Source organism: Snodgrassella gandavensis, from assembly GCF_914768025.1.
Classification (GTDB): domain Bacteria; phylum Pseudomonadota; class Gammaproteobacteria; order Burkholderiales; family Neisseriaceae; genus Snodgrassella; species Snodgrassella gandavensis.
On sequence record NZ_CAJZCE010000001.1, the window covers coordinates 328,864 to 347,825 of the forward strand.

12 protein-coding genes, 1 tRNA gene and 1 pseudogene are annotated in these 18,962 nt (G+C 41.0%); 9 read left to right on the top strand and 5 right to left on the bottom strand.

The genetic code is table 11. The features are described from left to right. Positions 1-100 precede the first annotated feature (100 nt). Positions 101-517: pseudogene (locus MJ764_RS01570) on the top strand (FKBP-type peptidyl-prolyl cis-trans isomerase); the annotation flags it as partial. 55 nt (positions 518-572) lie between these two features. Here MJ764_RS01570 and MJ764_RS01575 read toward each other — a convergent pair. From MJ764_RS01575 to MJ764_RS01590, 4 genes are all read right to left on the bottom strand, one after another. Continuing rightward, a tRNA-Asn gene (locus MJ764_RS01575) sits at positions 573-648 on the bottom strand. Positions 649-770: 122 nt separating this feature from the next. Further along, positions 771-1,685 (bottom strand): acetylglutamate kinase, encoded by a 915-nt coding sequence (argB, locus tag MJ764_RS01580; protein WP_239324006.1) that lies wholly within the window; start codon positions 1,683-1,685, stop codon positions 771-773. A 270-nt stretch (positions 1,686-1,955) separates the two neighbouring features. After that, positions 1,956-2,417: a Holliday junction resolvase RuvX gene (gene ruvX / locus MJ764_RS01585; protein ID WP_239324007.1), complete on the bottom strand. Its 462-nt coding sequence runs from the start codon at positions 2,415-2,417 to the stop codon at positions 1,956-1,958. Beyond that, positions 2,410-2,988: a YqgE/AlgH family protein gene (locus tag MJ764_RS01590; protein WP_239324008.1), complete on the bottom strand. Its 579-nt coding sequence runs from the start codon at positions 2,986-2,988 to the stop codon at positions 2,410-2,412. The genes ruvX and MJ764_RS01590 overlap by 8 nt, the downstream gene beginning before the upstream one ends. A gap of 215 nt (positions 2,989-3,203) precedes the next feature. On the opposite strand from MJ764_RS01590, the gene gpmI reads away from it, so the two are divergent. The 5 genes from gpmI (at position 3,204) to MJ764_RS01615 (ending at position 12,209) form a co-directional block, all read left to right on the top strand. Further along, positions 3,204-4,727: a 2,3-bisphosphoglycerate-independent phosphoglycerate mutase gene (gene gpmI / locus MJ764_RS01595; RefSeq protein WP_239324009.1), complete on the top strand. Its 1,524-nt coding sequence runs from the start codon at positions 3,204-3,206 to the stop codon at positions 4,725-4,727. Beyond that, positions 4,727-6,028, top strand: a complete 1,302-nt coding sequence (locus tag MJ764_RS01600; RefSeq protein WP_239324011.1) for a murein hydrolase activator EnvC family protein — start codon at positions 4,727-4,729, stop codon at positions 6,026-6,028. Before gpmI ends, MJ764_RS01600 begins: the two co-directional genes overlap by 1 nt. A 139-nt stretch (positions 6,029-6,167) precedes the next feature. Then, positions 6,168-7,697: a S41 family peptidase gene (locus tag MJ764_RS01605; protein WP_239324013.1), complete on the top strand. Its 1,530-nt coding sequence runs from the start codon at positions 6,168-6,170 to the stop codon at positions 7,695-7,697. A 1,153-nt stretch (positions 7,698-8,850) separates the two neighbouring features. After that, on the top strand, positions 8,851-9,816 hold the full coding sequence (locus tag MJ764_RS01610) for an esterase/lipase family protein (protein ID WP_239324014.1): 966 nt from the start codon (positions 8,851-8,853) through the stop codon (positions 9,814-9,816). Between the two features lie 1,271 nt (positions 9,817-11,087). Further along, positions 11,088-12,209 carry a hypothetical protein gene (locus MJ764_RS01615; protein ID WP_239324016.1) on the top strand — a complete coding sequence of 374 codons (1,122 nt, stop codon included), beginning with the start codon at positions 11,088-11,090 and terminating at the stop codon, positions 12,207-12,209. A 734-nt stretch (positions 12,210-12,943) separates the two neighbouring features. On the opposite strand, the gene ppsA is transcribed toward MJ764_RS01615, so the two are convergent. After that, positions 12,944-15,331 carry a phosphoenolpyruvate synthase gene (ppsA, locus tag MJ764_RS01620; protein ID WP_174828611.1) on the bottom strand — a complete coding sequence of 796 codons (2,388 nt, stop codon included), beginning with the start codon at positions 15,329-15,331 and terminating at the stop codon, positions 12,944-12,946. A gap of 417 nt (positions 15,332-15,748) precedes the next feature. Between ppsA and ppsR the strand changes: the two genes are divergently transcribed. The 3 genes from ppsR (at position 15,749) to MJ764_RS01635 (ending at position 18,952) form a co-directional block, all read left to right on the top strand. Further along, the gene (gene ppsR, locus MJ764_RS01625) at positions 15,749-16,570 is read left to right on the top strand and encodes a posphoenolpyruvate synthetase regulatory kinase/phosphorylase PpsR (RefSeq protein ID WP_239324018.1); all 822 of its coding nucleotides are present in this window, start codon (positions 15,749-15,751) and stop codon (positions 16,568-16,570) included. A 268-nt stretch (positions 16,571-16,838) separates the two neighbouring features. Beyond that, positions 16,839-17,609 carry a gamma-glutamyl-gamma-aminobutyrate hydrolase family protein gene (locus MJ764_RS01630; RefSeq protein WP_239324020.1) on the top strand — a complete coding sequence of 257 codons (771 nt, stop codon included), beginning with the start codon at positions 16,839-16,841 and terminating at the stop codon, positions 17,607-17,609. Positions 17,610-17,617: 8 nt separating this feature from the next. Then, entirely contained in the window at positions 17,618-18,952 is a 1,335-nt protein-coding gene (locus MJ764_RS01635) for a glutamine synthetase family protein (protein ID WP_239324022.1), read from the top strand. Positions 18,953-18,962 lie beyond the last annotated feature (10 nt).

Here is an 18,962-nt window from a genome sequence, read left to right on the forward strand (position 1 = left end):
ACGCTTGTCTTTTACTATTATGGGGATCACCACTCTGCTGGCTGTATCAGCCTGTAATTCCACTGATAATGGCTATAAAAATAACAGCAGTGAGCCGGTAGCTGCTTCTACTTCGGCTACCCGAAACCCACAGGTGGCTGGAGATGAGTTTCTGTCCAAAAATAAAACGGCATCAGGTGTAAAAACCACCGCTTCAGGTTTACAATACAAAATTAATCATGAAGGATCAGGCAAGAAACCTAAAGCCACGGATATGGTTACCGTTCAGTACGAAGGCCGGTTAATAGATGGCACTGTATTTGACAGCACCGCACAACGGAATAATCAGCCAGCCACATTTCCGCTTAATGGCGTTATACCGGGCTGGACTGAAGGTTTGCAATTAATGTCTGAAGGCAGCGAATTTACTTTTTATATTCCTGCAAATCTGGCCTATGGTGAACAAAGTCCAACGAGTGCCATTCCGGCTAACAGCGTATTAATCTTCGATGTGAAGCTGCTTAAAGTTGGTGAATAATCAATAGCATCAATAATGAAAAAAGCACTCAAAGATTTGAGTGCTTTTTCTAATCTGGCTCCCCGACCAGGGCTCGAACCTGGGACCTGCGGATTAACAGTCCGTCGCTCTACCGACTGAGCTATCAGGGAATGAGGCGAAATTATAGCGTTTGTAATTTTACTGTCAAGCTTTTTAAACAAATTTTCTGCTTAAATTTTATTAAATCATTAATTACACAATAATTAAATATTGATAAGCTGATAAAAACAGTTTATTCAGCCTGCTTATTCCGGCCAAGAATCATCGTCCCAACACCCTTATCAGTAAATATTTCCAGCAACAAAGCATGAGGAACGCGCCCATCAATAATATGAGTGTTGTGCACACCATGCATAGCAGCCTGCAATGTAGCATTGATTTTAGGCAGCATGCCATTTTGCAAGGTGCCATCAGCAATTAAAGCATTGATATCAGCCGGGGTTAATCGACTCAATAACTGATTGTTTTTATCAAGTACTCCGATGGTATTGGTCAGCATAATCAGCTTTTCTGCTTTTAGGCTTTCTGCCAGCTTGCCGGCCACTACATCAGCATTAATATTAAATGCCTCACCCTGCTCACCTACACCAACAGGCGCAACAACAGGAATATAGCCGTGCTCTACCATTTCCTTAATCAAGGCAGTATCAATTGCCTCAACCTCGCCCACCTGCCCGATGTCCTGCTGAGTATTCTCAGGCGTGGTGACAAACAATTTTTTAGCTTTGATAAAATGATTGTCCCGACCAGTGATTCCTACTGCATGCCCGCCATGCAGATTCAGCAAAGAAGTGATTTCCTTATTAACACAGCCGCCCAGCACCATTTCCACAATATCCATGGTTTCACTATCAGTGACACGCATTCCCTGAATAAAATGATTTTCTTTGCCTACTTTCTGTAACAGTTCATTAATCTGTGGGCCACCACCATGTACAATAATCGGATGAATACCCACCAATTTCAGCAACACCACATCTTTGGCAAAACTTTCTTTCAATTGTGGGTCAGTCATCGCATTACCGCCATATTTAATGACCATGGTGACCCCAGAAAAGCGTCGGATATAGGGTAATGCTTCGGCAAGAATATTGGCTTTGGTTTTGGCCTCAATAGTATTAAGGCTTATGCTACTGTCTGTGCTCATTATTTATCCTAGTCTGATTAAACCGTTTCTCTACTTAATACGGTTAAGTTTATCGCCGGATTCAATAAAATAAAACCATATTTTGTGATGAAAGGCTTATTTCAGATGATTGAAATAACTAATAAATACACAAAAATGAAATAGTATTATCAGACAAACAGTTAAAACAGAATAAAAACTCAGGCAGACATACATCCAGATGAAAGACTGAATCTAACTTAGCCAGCTATAGAAAACATGAACAAAAACTACTAAAACTGAAAGAGATAGTTAATCTAATCTGGCCAGACAGCCACCGGCACTGAAAAAAGTGGCCAGAATATTCTGGGCGGCAACCTGATCTAATGCCTGCTTGCGCTTCTTGCCAAATATTCTGGCCTCACTTAACAGACTATCGGCCACAACAGAAGTCCAGCGCTCATCTACCCAATAGACTGGTAAATGAAAACGGCCATGTAACCGGTTACCAAATCGACGGCATAATGCGGTAGCCTCATCGGCTGTACCATCCGCATGCGTGGGCAAACCCACGACCAGAGCCTTAGGCTGCCATTCTTTAATTAGCGCCGCAATACGGGTAAAACGTTCTTCATTACTAACAACAGCAATGGTTTCCAGCGGATGCGCCGTAGACAGCTCCGCTTCACCTACAGCCACGCCAATTCGCGCGGCACCAAAATCAAAGCCTAAAACAGTACCACACTGTAAAGAAGGTATAATTGACTCAGGCATGACCCACCAAGACACTCAAATTAGTAATATCAATATTCAATAACTGTAAGGCCGCTTTATAACGTTGCTTATATGGCATATCAAACAGAATCTGCATATCAGCTGGCGTCGTAATCCAGCTATTGTTTGCCAGTTCCTGCTCAAGCTGCCCTGCCGACCAGCTGGAATAGCCGATTGTGGCTACAGCCTTGTTTACTTCATTTTCCTGTGTAAGCCCCATAATAATATCGCGAGAAGTAGTCATCGCAATATCATCAGTGACCATTAAACTGCTTTCCCATGAACCAGCAGGAGTATGTACCAGAAAGCCCCGGTCTACCTGAACTGGACCACCCATCAGTACATTCTGACCATGAAAACGCTCTGGCGTAGGAGTCTTGGCAGAATCAAACAACAAATCCATCATAATTGGCGATGGTTTGTTGACAATAATGCCCATTGCACCTTCTGCACTATGTTCACACAGATAAATTACGCTTTCTTTAAAAAACGGATCTTCCATTGCCGGCATGGCAATCAGAAAGTGATTAGCCAGAGAAAAACTGGAAGGAGCGACTTGTTGTGCAACCATATTGTGCTTGTCCATGAAAATGATATCAGACTATACAGAGTTAATTTATCGTTAAGTTGGGTCTGTCTGGCAGTTTCTCAAGACAGTGCTTTTCGTTATAATCATATCTTACTCTAAACTGGATTGTTTTATCCGGTTCTTAAAACCATATTCACACAGATAGTACTGGCAACCTTTTTCAGGATAGCCAACACACCATCACAGAAAGGCCAACTGTGTCATTAACCAAACCCATTGTTCTTTTAATTCTGGATGGTTTCGGCCATCGCGCCGAAGGTGACGACAATGCTATTTTGCTGGCACATACACCTCATATCGATAACTATCGTCAGCATTATGCCTATGGCACTATTGATGCTTCCGAGCGCATGGTTGGTTTACCCACAGGACAATTTGGTAACTCCGAAGTAGGTCATCTAAATATTGGTGCCGGACGGATTGTGCCACAGGATATCACCCGCATTGATATGGCGATTGAAGACCATACTCTTGAACACAATTCAGTATTGCAGCAGGCATGGGATAATCCTAATTGCACTGTGCACCTGTTAGGACTGTTTTCTGACGGGGGTGTTCATAGCCACATAGAACACTTTTTTGCAGTAATGGATGCAGCAATAGCCGCAGGCATGCAGAAAATTGTTGTTCATCCATTTCTAGATGGCCGTGATACCCCACCTCAAAGTGCGCGTCCCTATCTGCAACGTCTGGAACGTTATATGCAGCAACACCCGCAAGTATTATGTGGAGCAGTGGTTGGACGCTTTTTTGCCATGGACAGGGATAACCGCTGGGATCGTGTAGAGGCTGCCTACAATGCATTGTTTGACGATGCCCCCTATCAGGCTGCCACTCCCACAGCCGCGTTAGATGCAGCATATGCCCGGGGCGAACAGGATGAGTTTGTCAAACCCACAGTTGTCAGTCCACAGGCTGGTCTGATCGATGGCGATGCCATCTTATTTCTCAATTTCCGTGCCGATCGCGCGCGTGAATTAACTCAGGCACTCACCTTTACCGATTTCACCGGTTTTGAACGTCAGCATCGGGTACAACCTGGATATTTTGCCAGCATTACCGCTTACGGCACACAGTTTGCCTATCCAGTCATGTTCGGACGCCAATCAGTAAATAATGGTCTGGGCGAATTTCTGGCTGCACAGGGACTTAGCCAGCTGCGTATAGCCGAAACAGAAAAATACCCGCATGTAACCTATTTTTTCAGTGGCGGACGGGAAGAACCTTATATCGGCGAAGAACGGATTATGATACCTTCGCCCAAAGTCACCACATACGATTTACAACCGGAAATGAGTGCCATTGGCATTACTGAGCAGATTATTGACAGTCTGCAACACCATCGCCATGACGTTATTATCTGTAATTTTGCCAACGGTGACATGGTTGGCCATACTGGTTCACTTAATGCCGCCATCAGAGCAGTGGAAACATTGGATAGTTGTGTAGCTCGCGTGGTTGATGCAGCACTGGCCGCCGGCGGAGAAGTTATCATCACAGCTGACCATGGTAACTGTGAGCACATGTATGATGAACAGAATCAGCAGCCTCATACTCAGCATACAGTAGAACCAGTACCATTTATCTATATTGGACGTAAAGCTACCATCCATTCTGGCGGTGCACTTAAAGATGTGGCTCCTTCACTATTAACTGCACTGGGCCTAACCCCACCAGCAGAGATGACTGGCCAAAACCTGATAAAATTTGCAGATAAATAATGAAATCTCTATCCAGACTTTCTCTGGTCTGTTGCAGCATTGCTACTTCTGTGTCCATGGCGGCCAGTAACGGGAAAATACAACCCACCGGTGAACTGAAACAGGTTCATCAAGCCATATCAGCAACACAGCACCAGATTAGTAAAACCACGCTAGAACAGAAAAAAATAGATGCCTCAATGGCTGCAACCCGTCAGCAGCTAGAGCGTGCCCAAAATGAACTTGGCCGTATTCAGCAGCAGCAGCAAACCAGTATGCGGCAATTACACTTGCTGCAAACCAGTCTGGATAAAACCCGCACTCAGATTGCTGAAACCCAGACCCAGATAGCACGTCTGCTCAATGCACATTACCGCAACCGTCAGCCCAACAGTGTGTATTTAATGCTGAAAAAAGATCCTTCTGACCAAAAAGGTCGCTCTTTGCAATATATTCGCTATCTGAATGAAGCAAATGAGCAGGTTATTCAGCAACTGCGTGAACAGCAAATGCGCATGCATGACCAGCAACAGGCGATTAACAGTCAACAAAAGCAGCTAGCTGCATTACAGCAAAAACAACAGCAACTCATTAACAAACTGCATGCCCAGCATGCAAGCCAGCAAAATAAATCCAGTATTCTTAACCAGCAATTGTCAGTACAGAATAAGCAGCTTCAATCATTAAAAGCCGATGAAAAACGATTGAATAACCTGTTAAGCCGCCTGTCTGCCCAGGCAACTATGCGGCGTCTGGCACAGGTTCCTGCAAAACCCGCCAGACCAAACACGGGGAAGCCTAAAAATTCCACTCAATCGCATAATACAGCTACCACCACTAATAATACTGATACCGACAGCAGCAGATTACCTTCTACTTTAACTGCTGAAGATATGGCATTACAGGCTACGGAAAGCATCAAAGCACCGGTAAACAAAGGACTGGCACAAAAACAGGGACGCCTTCCACGACCAGTTAATGGCACCATCACCGGAAAATTTGGTGAAAGCAGACCAAATGGAGGTATCTGGAAAGGCCTGTTTTTTGCCTGCAATAATGCTGCGGTACATAGCATTGCCAGTGGTACCGTTGCCTATGCGGCTTTTTTACAGGGCTATGGCAATACCATCATTATTGATCACGGTGAAGGCTATATCAGCATTTATACGGGTTTGTCTTCAGTCAATGTCTCTGCCGGCAGTATAGTTAGCGCTAGTCAAAACATTGGTATAAGTGGTAAATTACCAGACGCCCAGAACGGATTGTATTTTGAGATTCGTTACCATAATCAGGCAATGAACCCATTATCATGGTTACATTAACGCAGACTATAGCGTTTTATTACCTTCGGTGACTTTATAGTGTACACTTTGCCCGGTTTTAAATTTTTATGAATTCCTGTTATAAACAGAATATTTATACCTTGAATTATTGTCGTTATCAGAAAGAACAACAGAAATAATGGCTAAATCTAGATTAAAAAAAGCTGCTTTGTACACATTAGGTGCTTTCAGTGGCGTGATTCTTACCCTGAGTGTACAAGGTTATGCCAATGAAAAATCCGAAGCTTTACCTGTACAATCTCTGCATACTATGGCTGAAGTATATGGACAGATTAAAGCCAATTATGTCGAGAATAAAACCGATGATGCAATTCTGGAAGGTGCAATGAAAGGCATGGTCAATAACCTTGACCCGCACTCCGAATATCTGACAGGTAAAGATTATTCTGATTTACAGGAAAGCACCACAGGTGAATTTGGTGGTTTGGGCATGGAGATCAGTTCGGAAGACGGGCTGATTAAAATCGTGGCACCAATTGAGGATACTCCGGCTGATCGCGCTGGAATTAAAAGTGGGGATTACATTGTTAAAATCAACAATGAATCTACCCGCAACATGACAGCTACCGAAGCCGTGAAAAAAATGCGTGGTAAACCCGGAACCAGCATAACACTGACACTGGCACGTAAAGATGAGACCCAGCCTATAGTGGTACACCTGACAAGGGCAATCATCAAAGTTAAAAGTGTACGCTACAAACTACTGGAACCAGATTATGGCTATATACGTATCACCCAGTTCCAAGAACACACAGTAAGCCTGCTGGCTGATGCCATCAAGAATCTGGAACAACAGAATAAGCAGCCGCTAAAAGGGCTGGTACTGGATTTACGTGATGACCCCGGCGGTTTATTAAATAGCGCTGTTGGCGTATCTTCAGTATTCCTAAAACCCGGAGTAAAAGTAGTCAGCACCAAAAACCGGGATAAAAAAGAAGGAATGGTCTTAAAAGCGATTCCAAAGGATTATGTTGTAAAAGGGAATGACCCACTGATTAATATGCCTGATGAACTGAAAACCATCCCAATCACAGTTTTAGTCAATTCAGGTACTGCTTCGGCTTCAGAAATCGTTTCCGGTGCATTACAGGATTACAAGCGTGCCGTGATTGTAGGTACACAGAGCTTTGGTAAAGGTTCTGTGCAAACCGTTATCCCATTATCCAATGGTGGCGCGGTTAAACTAACTACAGCTTTATACTACACACCTAATGACCGCTCTATACAGGCACAAGGCATCGTACCTGATGTAGAGGTAAAAGATAAAAATCGCAAATTTGAAAGCCGCGAGGCCGATTTGGGTGGACATCTGAGTAATCCATTGGGAGGCAAAGAAGTTAACGGCGAACTATTAGGTAGTCAGAAAAAAACTACTCTGCCGGCTACTGCCAGTGAACCTGCCATTCAGGATACTGATGATAAAGCCAATAAAGATGGCATTAAAGATACTAAAGCCCATGCTGCATCAAAAGATAGCAAGAAAAAAGATGAAGAAGATTGGCTGGCACGACGCGAGCCCAATCCAGCTAAAGATGCACAATTAAAAGCTGCTCTTGACTTGGTAAAAGACCCGGTTAAATGGAATCAGTCGCTGGGACTGGCTGCCAAAAAGCCAGTAAAAACCACAGATAAAAAAGATAAGAAATAAAAACCATCGTTGAAAAACAGATAGCTTTGCTATCTGTTTTTTTAGCATTATAAACAGTGAATTAAATTTATCCGCAAACCTACTTAATTCAGCCAAGAATTCCTAGTGCATTTCTACGCCTTTTTTATATCAATTATTGAGGGGGCATATACTTTATATTAGGCTTTACTGAGAAACCCTATCCGACTAAAAAATAAATATACTTTAACTGATTCTTGAACCATCAAGACTTACTACTATTTTATTTTTATGTGATTGATTAAAAATCAACCTACCAATCTTAAAACACCTCTGTGATTCTGCGCAATGAAAAAAAACTGAAATACAGTTAGTTAGAGAGGTAAACATATCAAAATTTACAAACTCAGCTTTGAAATTTTTTGCACATAAACTGCACAATTGTTTAAATTTTTTGAGCAAATTATAAATAAAGTTTTTTAACAATATTTGAATTTTATTCTGGTTAAAAGTCTGTTTTATGTTTTAGATAATGTGATATTTATGTATTTGGGGCGTAATAGTTTTTGCTTTAAATGTTGACAGCGGTACAAACGCTCTGCAAATACTAGGGGGTTTGGCCAAACCCAACAATATAGGTAAATTGCATTTTCTTTTATTGAAAATAATAATTACTCTCAATACAAAAGCAAATGGAAATAGCTGTAATGGTTAAGAAAGACAAAGTTCAAATAGCAAGCGCCAGACAGTGAAATGCAGAATATGGCAGCCAGCATAACTGCATATATCGGATATTAAACTCATCTGGCTAGCAGTATAGCCCCGACAAGTAAAAATATTCTTATAGCAGCAAAATTAAGCAGAATCACCGCACAGTAGATGCTCTTTATTGCAGTAACTAAACTATCTACACTTAACAATACATAGTTAAAATATAATATAAAGTTTAAAATCGTTATTTTATGTAAAAAAAATTGACGCAAAATAACATTTGTTATGAAATAATTACCGTACTTGGCATACATTTCCTAAAATAACAGATACGAAACTACCCACTGCTGGATAGCCGCATCATCGGCCACGCCAAACTGTAGGTTTTTTTTGAAGATATCAATTGCCAATGTACTGATCTGCTATTAAGCAGCACTACATAATAAAACTTAATCTACTGGAAAAATAGAAAGGAATTACATTAATGGATAATTCAAATAAACACAAACTACACCGCAACAACGATAAAGCTAGCACTACCTTAAAAGGTCTGGTACCTATCAAACCTAGCAAAAAACTCGTTAAAACAAAATATCCAATCGTACTTGTCCATGGGTTATTTGGTTTCGACCGAATTATGGGATACCCATATTTCTTTAATATTGCTGAATCTCTAAAAAAACAAGGTACTGAAGTTTATACTGTTGCAATTTCAGCTACTAATTCAACTGAAATCCGTGGTGAACAGTTGCTGGCTGAAGTTAAAAAAATACTGAACAAAACACGTGCCCAAAAAGTAAATCTGATTGGTCATAGCCAAGGTGCGCCTACTTGCCGTTATGTTGCTGCGCTCCATCCAGAAATAGTCGGTTCAGTAACTTCTGTAAATGGTGTGAATTTCGGTTCTGAAATTGCAGATTTAATGTTGGAAATTCTTTCTGGCAAATTGGTTGGCCCTGCTGCTGATATGATTGTTGAAACATTTATGAAGTTTATTGGTCTATTTAGTACTAAGCCATTTTTACCACAAGACTTTAGAAGCGCACTACAAAGCTTGTCAACTGCAGGTACTAACGCGTTTAATAAAAAATATCCGCAAGGTCTGCCTAACCGATGGGGTGGCGAGGGTAAAGAGCTAGAAACTAATGGTGTTTACTACTATTCTTGGAGTGGTATTATTAAATCAAACCCGGTTAATGAAGGTTTAAATCTGGCAGATCCATCGCATGCTATTTTGGTTGCATTAGGTACTTTCTTCAAAAAAGAGCGTAGACAAAATGATGGTCTGGTTGGCCGTTATAGCACTCACTTGGGTAAAGTTATCTGTTCTAACTACCAGATGGATCATTTCGATGCAGTCAATCAAATTGCTGGTGCGCATCCGATTAAACCAGACCCGGTAAAACTTTATTTGGAACATGCTGCACGCTTGAAATCTAAAGGTCTATAAAGTATATTTATGAGCAAAGCTGAATCCTGTGATTTTACAGGGTTCAGCTTTTTTTATTCATATTTAGCGTTTATTTGTTGGTGCTGTGTGGAAATTAAGAAGAAGATTGGCTTGCACGACACGAGCCCAATCCAGCTAAAGATGCACAATTAAAAGCTGCTCTTGATTTGGTAAAAGACCCAGCTAAATGGAATCAGGCGCTGGGACTGGCTGCCCAAAAGCCAGTAAAAACCTCAGATAAAAAGATAAGAAATAAAAACCATCGTTGAAAAATAGATACCCTATCCGACTAAAAAATAAATATACTTTAACTCATTCTTGAATCATCAAGACTTACTACTGTTTTATTTTTATATGATTGATTAAAAATCAACCTACCAATCTTAAAACACCTCTTCGATTCTGCGTAATACAAAAAAAAATATTGAAATACAGTTAGTTATAGAGGTAAAAATATCAAAAATTACAAACTCAGCTTTGAAATTTTTTGCACATAAACTGCACAATTGTTTAAATTTTTTGAGCAAATTATAAATAAGGTTTTTCAACAATATTTGAATTGTGGTTAAAAGCCTGTTTTATGTTTTGGATAATGTGATATTTATGTATTTGGGGCGTAATAGTTTTTGCTTTAAATTTTGATAACGGTACCACCGCTCTGAAAATACTATGGGTTTTGGCCAAACCCAGCAATATAGGTGAATTATATTTCCCTATATTACAAATGATAATTTTTCTAAATAAGAAAGCAAACGGAAATAGCTGTAATGATTAAAAAAGACAAAGTACAAATGCAAGCACCAGACTGTGAAATGCAGAATATAGCAGCCAGCATAACTACATATATCGGATATTAAGCTCATCTGGCTAACAGTATTAGCTCCGACAAGTTAAAAAATATTCTTATAGCAGCAGAGTTGAGCAGAATCACCGCACAGTATGATTTACTTTATAATATTGAAGAAATATCTGTAATTGGCTCAATGTATCTATACTTAACAAAATATAGTTAAATAAAATTTATAAAATTGTTATTTTTTGTAAAAAATTTTGACATAAAATAACAATTGTTGTGAAATAATTACCGCACTTGGCATACATTTCCTAAAATAACAGATACGAAACTACCCGCAGATGGATACCCGCATCATCGGCCATGCCAAACTGCAGGTTTTTTTGAAGATATTGATTGCCAATGTACTGATACTGCTATTGAGCAGCACTACATAATAAAACTTAATCTACTGGAAAAATAGAAAGGAATTACATTAATGGATAATTCAAATAACCATAAACTACACCGAAACAACGATAAAGTTATCAGTGTTTTTGCCTTGGCTCCTTTAGGCGGCCCCCAGTTACCACTCTCTACCTTAAAAGGTCTGCCACCTATGGAACATTGCGCCCTTAATAAAGGAGAATTTGTAACATTATCAGATCGCACTGATTGGTGTGTCACTGCCAGAGGCAAAGTCTTTAGCGATGATGATCTGGATTCTGTCATAGCCGGCTACATTTATAACTATGAAATGGTGGCTTATGAGGATGGTGAAATTGAGCTAACCTCAGAAACCGAAAATACTTTCCCAGCTCCGCGCTCACGTAGAAACATCGGTGTGGGCGAAGTGGTCACCATCAAATCCAATGTTGGCGTAACATGGCGTATTGATAGTAAATTGGTCAGTATCGTCAAGCGCGAAGCTAAAGAATTATGTATCCGAGCCAGAGATAAAGGCGGTATCTGCACCATTACCGCTTCTTATAAACGTAAAGGTAAAACCATTAAGAATAGTATCACATTTACTATTGTAGAACCTAAAATGCTCCGATATTCACTGGCTAAATATCAGGATTATAAACCGTTAGAGGGGAAAGGTTCGATGCTTTATCACTCAAAGGGCACTTATGAAGGGTTAGTTGGCTTACGAATTCAACTACTGCCCATCTCAGTTAACTTTAGCAATGTTTTAGTACGTGAATTGAACTGTGCCTCAGTCAATACAGGCTATTTTAAGGATGCAAGTAAAGGTCCAAACTGCCATATACACATACCTGGTGATACCCAATGCACAGGAAATGGTGAGGAAGTTAATTTTAAAGCTATAGGTAATACAATCAATATTGCTAATACCTTTGATATTGTGGGCGGAGGTGATAACGACCCCAAAGCCGATATCGGTAATGGTGGCAGCATGAAGTTGACTATTCCATTGGAATGGCGCTTAGATAAATCTGCCAAGTGGAAAAGTATGGGTAGTGTAAAGCAGGATATTGTGCTATGGGCCAATGGCAATATCACAATATCTAAAGGTAATTTTAACCGTACATTTACTAAAAATGATGATTATCCAGATCGTACTTTTGTAGACCATAATCCAAAAAATAAAATCTGAAGTTAAATTGATTTTTTGATTATTCGCCTAACCTAAAACTAGTAAAAGCAATGTAGTCTATACATTGCTTTTTTTATAAATTAAGCAGACAAATTACTTTTTTGCCTGGAAATCAAGAAATAATCATAAGGTGATGATCCGTCTCTTTTCAATACCTCTGTGACCTCTATTTTATTTATGTGATTACCATTGTCATGTGATTGTATTGCTACATTGATTTAATATCATCATAAAAAATACCTAGTTTTAATTGAACAAGGCCATTTTTTCTAATACTTTAATTGCTTATCGGTGTATTTATGTTTACACACCTTTCTACTGATATTTTTAGCCAGAGCAGTGCTTAGAAATCTTTGTTTGAATCATGAATAAAACGTTAGCTCAGTATAGACTGTTTTGGTGCATAGTATAATAGTATATGTATATTAATATCAGTGGTTTATACTTTATTCAGAGCACAAAACAGTACCACCCAGCTCAGTAACCACATCGGGATTTCTCTGCAATGCTATTATTTCATAAATATACTGGGTGAATATCAAATTTGTATTGCAAAAATTTAGGTAATTTGCACTAGAAATTTCCAGCATTAATTGGAATTGATTCACTAATAACAACCGGCATTTCAGCCGTTCTAATAGAATTCTTGTGCGAAAAATTTATGCATTCAGCCAGTAATAAATAAAGGCCGCTAGTTGTTAACTAGCGGCCTTGGGCATAATTAATTGAAAAATTTATTTTTTCAATTCTTTTGCCAGATACAACCAAGTTTCAATCACGGTATCAGGATTGAGAGAAATGGTTTCAATTCCTTCTTCAATCAACCATTTGGCAAAATCCGCATGGTCAGATGGACCCTGTCCACAAATACCAATGTATTTGTTTAACTTGCGACAAGCCTGAATTGCCAGACTGAACATCACTTTAACTGCCGGGTCGCGTTCATCAAAAGTGCCAGCAATCGGGCCACCACTATCACGATCTACGCCCAGAGTTAACTGAGTCATGTCGTTAGAACCAATAGAGAAGCCATCGAAGTATTTCAGAAACTGTTCAGCCAGTACAGCATTGGTTGGCAATTCGCACATCATAATCAGGCGCAAGCCATTTTTACCGCGCTCCAGACCATTATCTTTCAGGGCACGAACTACATGTTCTGCTTCTTTTAAGGTACGTACAAATGGAATCATGATTTCAACATTGGTCAGACCCATTTCATCACGGACATATTTCAGGGCTTTACATTCAAGCGCAAAGCAGTCTTTGAAATCATCTGACACATAACGTGCTGCACCACGGAAGCCCAGCATCGGATTTTCTTCATGTGGTTCGTATTTGTTACCACCCAACAGATTGGCATATTCGTTTGTCTTAAAATCAGACATACGCACAATCACTTTTTTCGGATAAACGGAAGCAGCAAGTGTAGCAACACCCTCAGCAATTTTATCAACGTAAAAATCTACTGGAGAGGTATAGCCAGCAATACGGTCAATGATAGTGGCCTGCATTTGCTCATCCTGCTGGTCAAAGTCCAGCAAGGCGCGCGGGTGGATACCAATCTGACGATTAATAATAAATTCCATGCGTGCCAGACCAATACCATAACCAGGTAAGCCGGAGAAGCTGAAAGCCAGCTCTGGGTTACCTACGTTCATCATGATTTTGGCTGGTGATTCAGGCATATTGTCTAGAGGTATTTCATTAACATCAACTTTCAATAAACCTTCATAAACATAGCCAGTGTCACCCTCGGCACAGGATACTGTTACTTCCTGACCATCCTGCAAGGCAGAAGTTGCATTACCACACCCTACTACGGCTGGAATACCCAGTTCACGCGCAATAATAGCAGCATGGCAGGTACGGCCACCACGATTGGTAATAATGGCAGAAGCGCGTTTCATCACTGGCTCCCAATCTGGGTCAGTCATGTCGGTTACCAGCACATCACCTGGCAAAACCTTGTCCATTTCATCAACGCTTTTAACCAGTCTTACTTTGCCCTGCCCCACTTTCTGGCCAATGGCGCGACCTTCAACCAGGATGGCAGATTTGTCGTTAATCTGGTAGCGACGCAGTACGCGGCTGTTATTTTCCTGTGATTTTACGGTTTCAGGACGAGCTTGCAGAATATACAGTTTGCCATCAATACCATCACGTCCCCATTCGATATCCATCGGACGGCCATAATGTTCTTCAATAATCAGCGCATACTGAGCCAGCTCGGTAATTTCTTCCGCACTAATAGAGAATTTTTTCCGCTCAGCAGGCTCTACATCTACGGTTTGAACAGACTTACCTGCCTGTGCCGCATCGGTGAAAACCATTTTGATCAGTTTTGAACCCATGGTTTTACGCAGAATAGCCGGGCGGCCTGCACGCAGAGTAGGCTTATGTACATAAAATTCATCAGGGTTTACTGCACCCTGTACTACGGTTTCACCCAAGCCATAGGATGAAGTAATGAATACCACCTGATCAAATCCGGATTCGGTATCCATGGTGAACATTACGCCGGATGCGCCTTTATCAGAACGTACCATGCGCTGTACACCAGCAGAAAGTGCTACTACATCATGAGCAAAATTCTTGTGAACTCGATAGGAAATGGCACGATCATTATACAGGGAAGCAAATACATGATGCATGGCTTCCTTGACATTTTCATAGCCACTGATATTCAAAAATGTTTCCTGCTGTCCTGCAAAAGAGGCATCCGGTAAATCTTCAGCAGTAGCAGAAGAGCGCACAGCCACGCAAATCTGGTCTGTACCGGCATCTGCTACCATTTTTTCCCATGCAGCCTGTAAATCTGATTCTAGTTCAGGCGGAAAGGGGGTATCCATAATCCATTGACGGATTTGTTTACCTACTCTTGCCAATTCGGCAACATTATCGACATCAAGTGCATTGAGTTCGTTATTAATCCGTTCACTCAAACCTTCGTAAGCAAGAAATTTGCGATACGCTTCGGCAGTGGTAGCAAAACCACCGGGAACACGCACACCTTTTTCGGTGAGCTGTGAAATCATCTCGCCAAGAGAAGCATTTTTGCCGCCGACGCTTTCAACATCAGTCATGCGCAAATTTTCAAACCAGATTACGTTATTACCGGCCATGATGGTTATCCAGTGTGGAGTGTGAAAGTTGAAGACGGTCTATTCTAACTAGTCAGATATAAAATGTCATGTATTTTTGGCTATTTATCTGCTCTTTGTGAATATAGTTTAGCTTTTGTCAAACATCTTTTACCTACAAATCATTGATAGCATAAGTATTTTAATTACAATATCGATTTTTTAGCTGAATATATCAATTTAATTTATTTATTAACAATTTAAATTTAAATATATGACAAATTCAGCTTAAAATCTGCGTATATATGCCGCAATAGCGCAAGTTCAATGTGATTTATTTTTCCAAACCAGTTATTGAAAAAAGCCAACACTGAAACATGAGTTAAGGGAAAACTTCATTTACAATAGGCAATCTATTCAACTGTCGCAATTTCTTTAACTTTGATTGTATAAATAATTATGAAACCTGTACGCCAAGTTTTTTTTGTTTCCGACCGCACCGGGATTACAGCTGAAAGTATGGGGCTGGCTTTGCTGAATCAATTTGACAATATTGAATTCAAACGTGCTACCTATCCTTTTGTAGACACGGAAACAAAAGCACGTGAAATTGTTGCTTTAATCAATAATGCTGCAAGCCATTGTGAAACACGCCCGCTGGTTTTTTCGAGTATTGTTGATGAAAATGTTCGCGAATTGATTAAAACCAGTGCCGGTTTGCATATGAGTTTTTATGATGCTTTTATTGGAGAACTAGAAGATGAGCTGGCCACCGAGGCCAATCATTCTATCGGCCGCACCCATGGCATGCATGACACAGAACGTTACGACAAGCGTATGGAGGCAATTAATTTTACCCTTAATCATGATGATGGTATTACAGACCGGGAATTAAAAAAAGCCGATGTGATTCTGATGGGTGTATCCCGCAGTGGTAAAACCCCTACCTGCCTGTATCTGGCACTACAGTATGGTATTCGCGCTGCCAATTATCCCCTTATTCCTGAAGATCTGGAAAGCAGTGAATTACCTAGAATGCTACAGCCGTTCCGGCAAAAATTATATGGGTTAACTATTGACGCTGACCGCCTGCATCATATCCGTTCGGAGCGACGTCCTGATTCACGCTATGCCAGCCGAGATAATTGCCGGCGTGAAATTTTAACCGCGGAAGATATGTTTCGCCGTTTTAATATTCCTTATACCAATACGACTCATAAATCGATTGAAGAACTAGCCGCAAGTATTATTCTGGCAGCAAAGTTACAGCGCCGGTTCTAAAGTTGCTTAATTCTGTGTATTTTCGCCCTGAAAATTTTCAGGGCTTTTTTATTGTTGTCAGCCATATTAGTGTGAGTATTTAGTTCAGACAGACAAGAAAAATGTTCATTCTCGCGTGCAATTGGCATTATCTTTCAGAGCATGCAAACAGAAAAAATTTCACTCCGATACTTTAACTTAAGAATTCTTGCCATTTTTTTCACGGCATGGGATTATGCAATACAGAATTCGGAAATTCTCTTAACTATTAAAACTTTGAGACTGATTTATGGAATTGCGTCCAGTTATTGGTATTCCGTGTGATGTGAAGCAGATGGGTAAGTGGAATTTTCACGCTGTGGGCGAAAAATACATACAGGCCGTGCAGGATAGTGTCGGCGATGTGATTCTGCTACCAGCACTAGCTGACCAAACTGTATTACAGCGTTTGCTAACACTGGTAGATGGTGTTTTTCTACCTGGCTCATATTCCAATATCGATCCACAATGGTATGGCGAAGCCACTGTACGTGAAGGAACACTACAGGACACGGCTCGAGACCATACCACTTTACCGCTTATCCGACAGCTTATTGACAAAGGTATACCGCTTTTCGGTGTTTGTCGCGGCTTGCAGGAAATCAATGTTGCACTTGGCGGCACACTTTATCAGCATTTACAGGAAATACCCGGATTTCTGGATCACCGAGAACCAGATAATCAACCAATTGAAGTACAGTACGATGATGCGCATATCGTCAACCTGCATGCAGACAGTTTATTGATGCTGTGGCTGGCCGCAGACCAGCAACAGTATGCAGTTAATTCTTTACATCAACAAGGAGTTAAAACTTTAGCACCTGGGCTTAGCATAGAAGCAACTGCACCAGATGGCCTGATTGAAGCATTCAGGATTGATGCCGCACCGTTATTTGGCTATGCAGTGCAATGGCATCCTGAATGGCTGTATGGGCAAAAACCGCTTTCTATCGCTATTTTTAAAGCATTTCGTGAAGCATGTATGCAATATAAATTGCATAAGCAAAAGGAATCATTTTAAGGTGACTTATGTATGATGGCATATTTAACTGGCTCAAAGAACATGGTATTACTGAAGTAGAGTGTATCTTGCCAGATATTACAGGTGTAGCTCGCGGCAAAATTATTCCCAAAGACAAATTCATATCTGAACCGGATATGCGTTTACCTGAAGCAGTGTTACTGCAAACGGTTACCGGCGAATACCCGCAATCCAGTCTGTTGGATGAAACTGATGCAGATATGGAATTAAAGCCAGACCCTACAACATTACGGTTTGTTCCCTGGGCACAGGAACCCACGGCATCACTGATATTCGACTGTTTCTCCCCAGAGGGTTTACCTGTAGAGACCGCACCACGCAATGTCCTCAAACGCATACTAAAACTGTATGAGAATATGGGGTTGGAGCCGATTGTTGCTCCTGAAATGGAATTTTATCTGATTTCGCCCAATCCTGATCCGGATGTACCGCTGCAACCACCGATAGGCCGTACCGGACGTAGTGAATTCGGCCGGCGCTCTTATGCCGTGGATGCAGTTAATGAGTTTGATCCGCTATTTGAGGAAATATACGACTATTGTCATGAACAGAATCTTGAAGTAGACACCTTGATTCATGAAATTGGTGCCGCACAGATGGAAATTAATTTTCTGCACGGCAATGCACTGGATCTGGCTGATCAGGTATTTCTGTTTAAACGTACTGTACGGGAGTCAGCATTTCACCACAAAATGTATGCCACTTTTATGGCCAAGCCTATGGAAGGTGAACCGGGAAGTGCCATGCATATTCACCAGAGTCTGAATGACGTAAAAAGCGGTAATAATGCTTTCAGCAATGCCGATGGCACACCTTCAGATCTGTTTTTCCATTTTATTGGCGGTTTGCAAAAATATCTGCCTCTGACCATGCCATTTTTTGCGCCGTATGTGAATTCCTTTCGCCGCCTGACCCGTTTTACCGCGGCGCCAACCAACGTAGAATGGGGTTATGACAACCGTACGGTTGGCTTACGTGTTCCTCGAGCCAGTGCCAAAGGACGGCGCATTGAAAACCGGCTGGCTGGGGTGGATGTTAATCCCTATCTGGCGATAGCCTGCTCACTGGGTTGTGGCTATCTGGGAATTAAAGAACAGTTACAGCCGCGCACGCCCATGAGCACTAATGCATATTCTCTGCCCTATCAGTTTCCTACCACACTGGAAGAGGCCATAGAACGCCTGCGCCAGTGTGAACCAATACATGAGCTATTGGGGCAACGTTTTGTCGAAATGTACATTGCGGTCAAAGAACAAGAAGTATCTGAATATTTTCGGGTGATCAGCCCATGGGAACGTAAATATCTACTGTTGCATGTTTGAACCACTTACA

What these genes read in the sequence shown, in the direction of transcription:
- argB (WP_239324006.1), bottom strand. Translation starts at nt 1,685, where the DNA reads ATGAGCACAGACAGTAGCATAAGCCTTAATACTATTGAGGCCAAAACC.
- ruvX (WP_239324007.1), bottom strand. Translation starts at nt 2,417, where the DNA reads ATGCCTGAGTCAATTATACCTTCTTTACAGTGTGGTACTGTTTTAGGC.
- MJ764_RS01590 (WP_239324008.1), bottom strand. Translation starts at nt 2,988, where the DNA reads ATGGTTGCACAACAAGTCGCTCCTTCCAGTTTTTCTCTGGCTAATCAC.
- MJ764_RS01600 (WP_239324011.1), top strand. Translation starts at nt 4,727, where the DNA reads ATGAAATCTCTATCCAGACTTTCTCTGGTCTGTTGCAGCATTGCTACT.
- MJ764_RS01605 (WP_239324013.1), top strand. Translation starts at nt 6,168, where the DNA reads ATGGCTAAATCTAGATTAAAAAAAGCTGCTTTGTACACATTAGGTGCT.
- MJ764_RS01610 (WP_239324014.1), top strand. Translation starts at nt 8,851, where the DNA reads ATGGATAATTCAAATAAACACAAACTACACCGCAACAACGATAAAGCT.
- MJ764_RS01615 (WP_239324016.1), top strand. Translation starts at nt 11,088, where the DNA reads ATGGATAATTCAAATAACCATAAACTACACCGAAACAACGATAAAGTT.
- ppsA (WP_174828611.1), bottom strand. Translation starts at nt 15,331, where the DNA reads ATGGCCGGTAATAACGTAATCTGGTTTGAAAATTTGCGCATGACTGAT.
- ppsR (WP_239324018.1), top strand. Translation starts at nt 15,749, where the DNA reads ATGAAACCTGTACGCCAAGTTTTTTTTGTTTCCGACCGCACCGGGATT.
- MJ764_RS01630 (WP_239324020.1), top strand. Translation starts at nt 16,839, where the DNA reads ATGGAATTGCGTCCAGTTATTGGTATTCCGTGTGATGTGAAGCAGATG.
- MJ764_RS01635 (WP_239324022.1), top strand. Translation starts at nt 17,618, where the DNA reads ATGTATGATGGCATATTTAACTGGCTCAAAGAACATGGTATTACTGAA.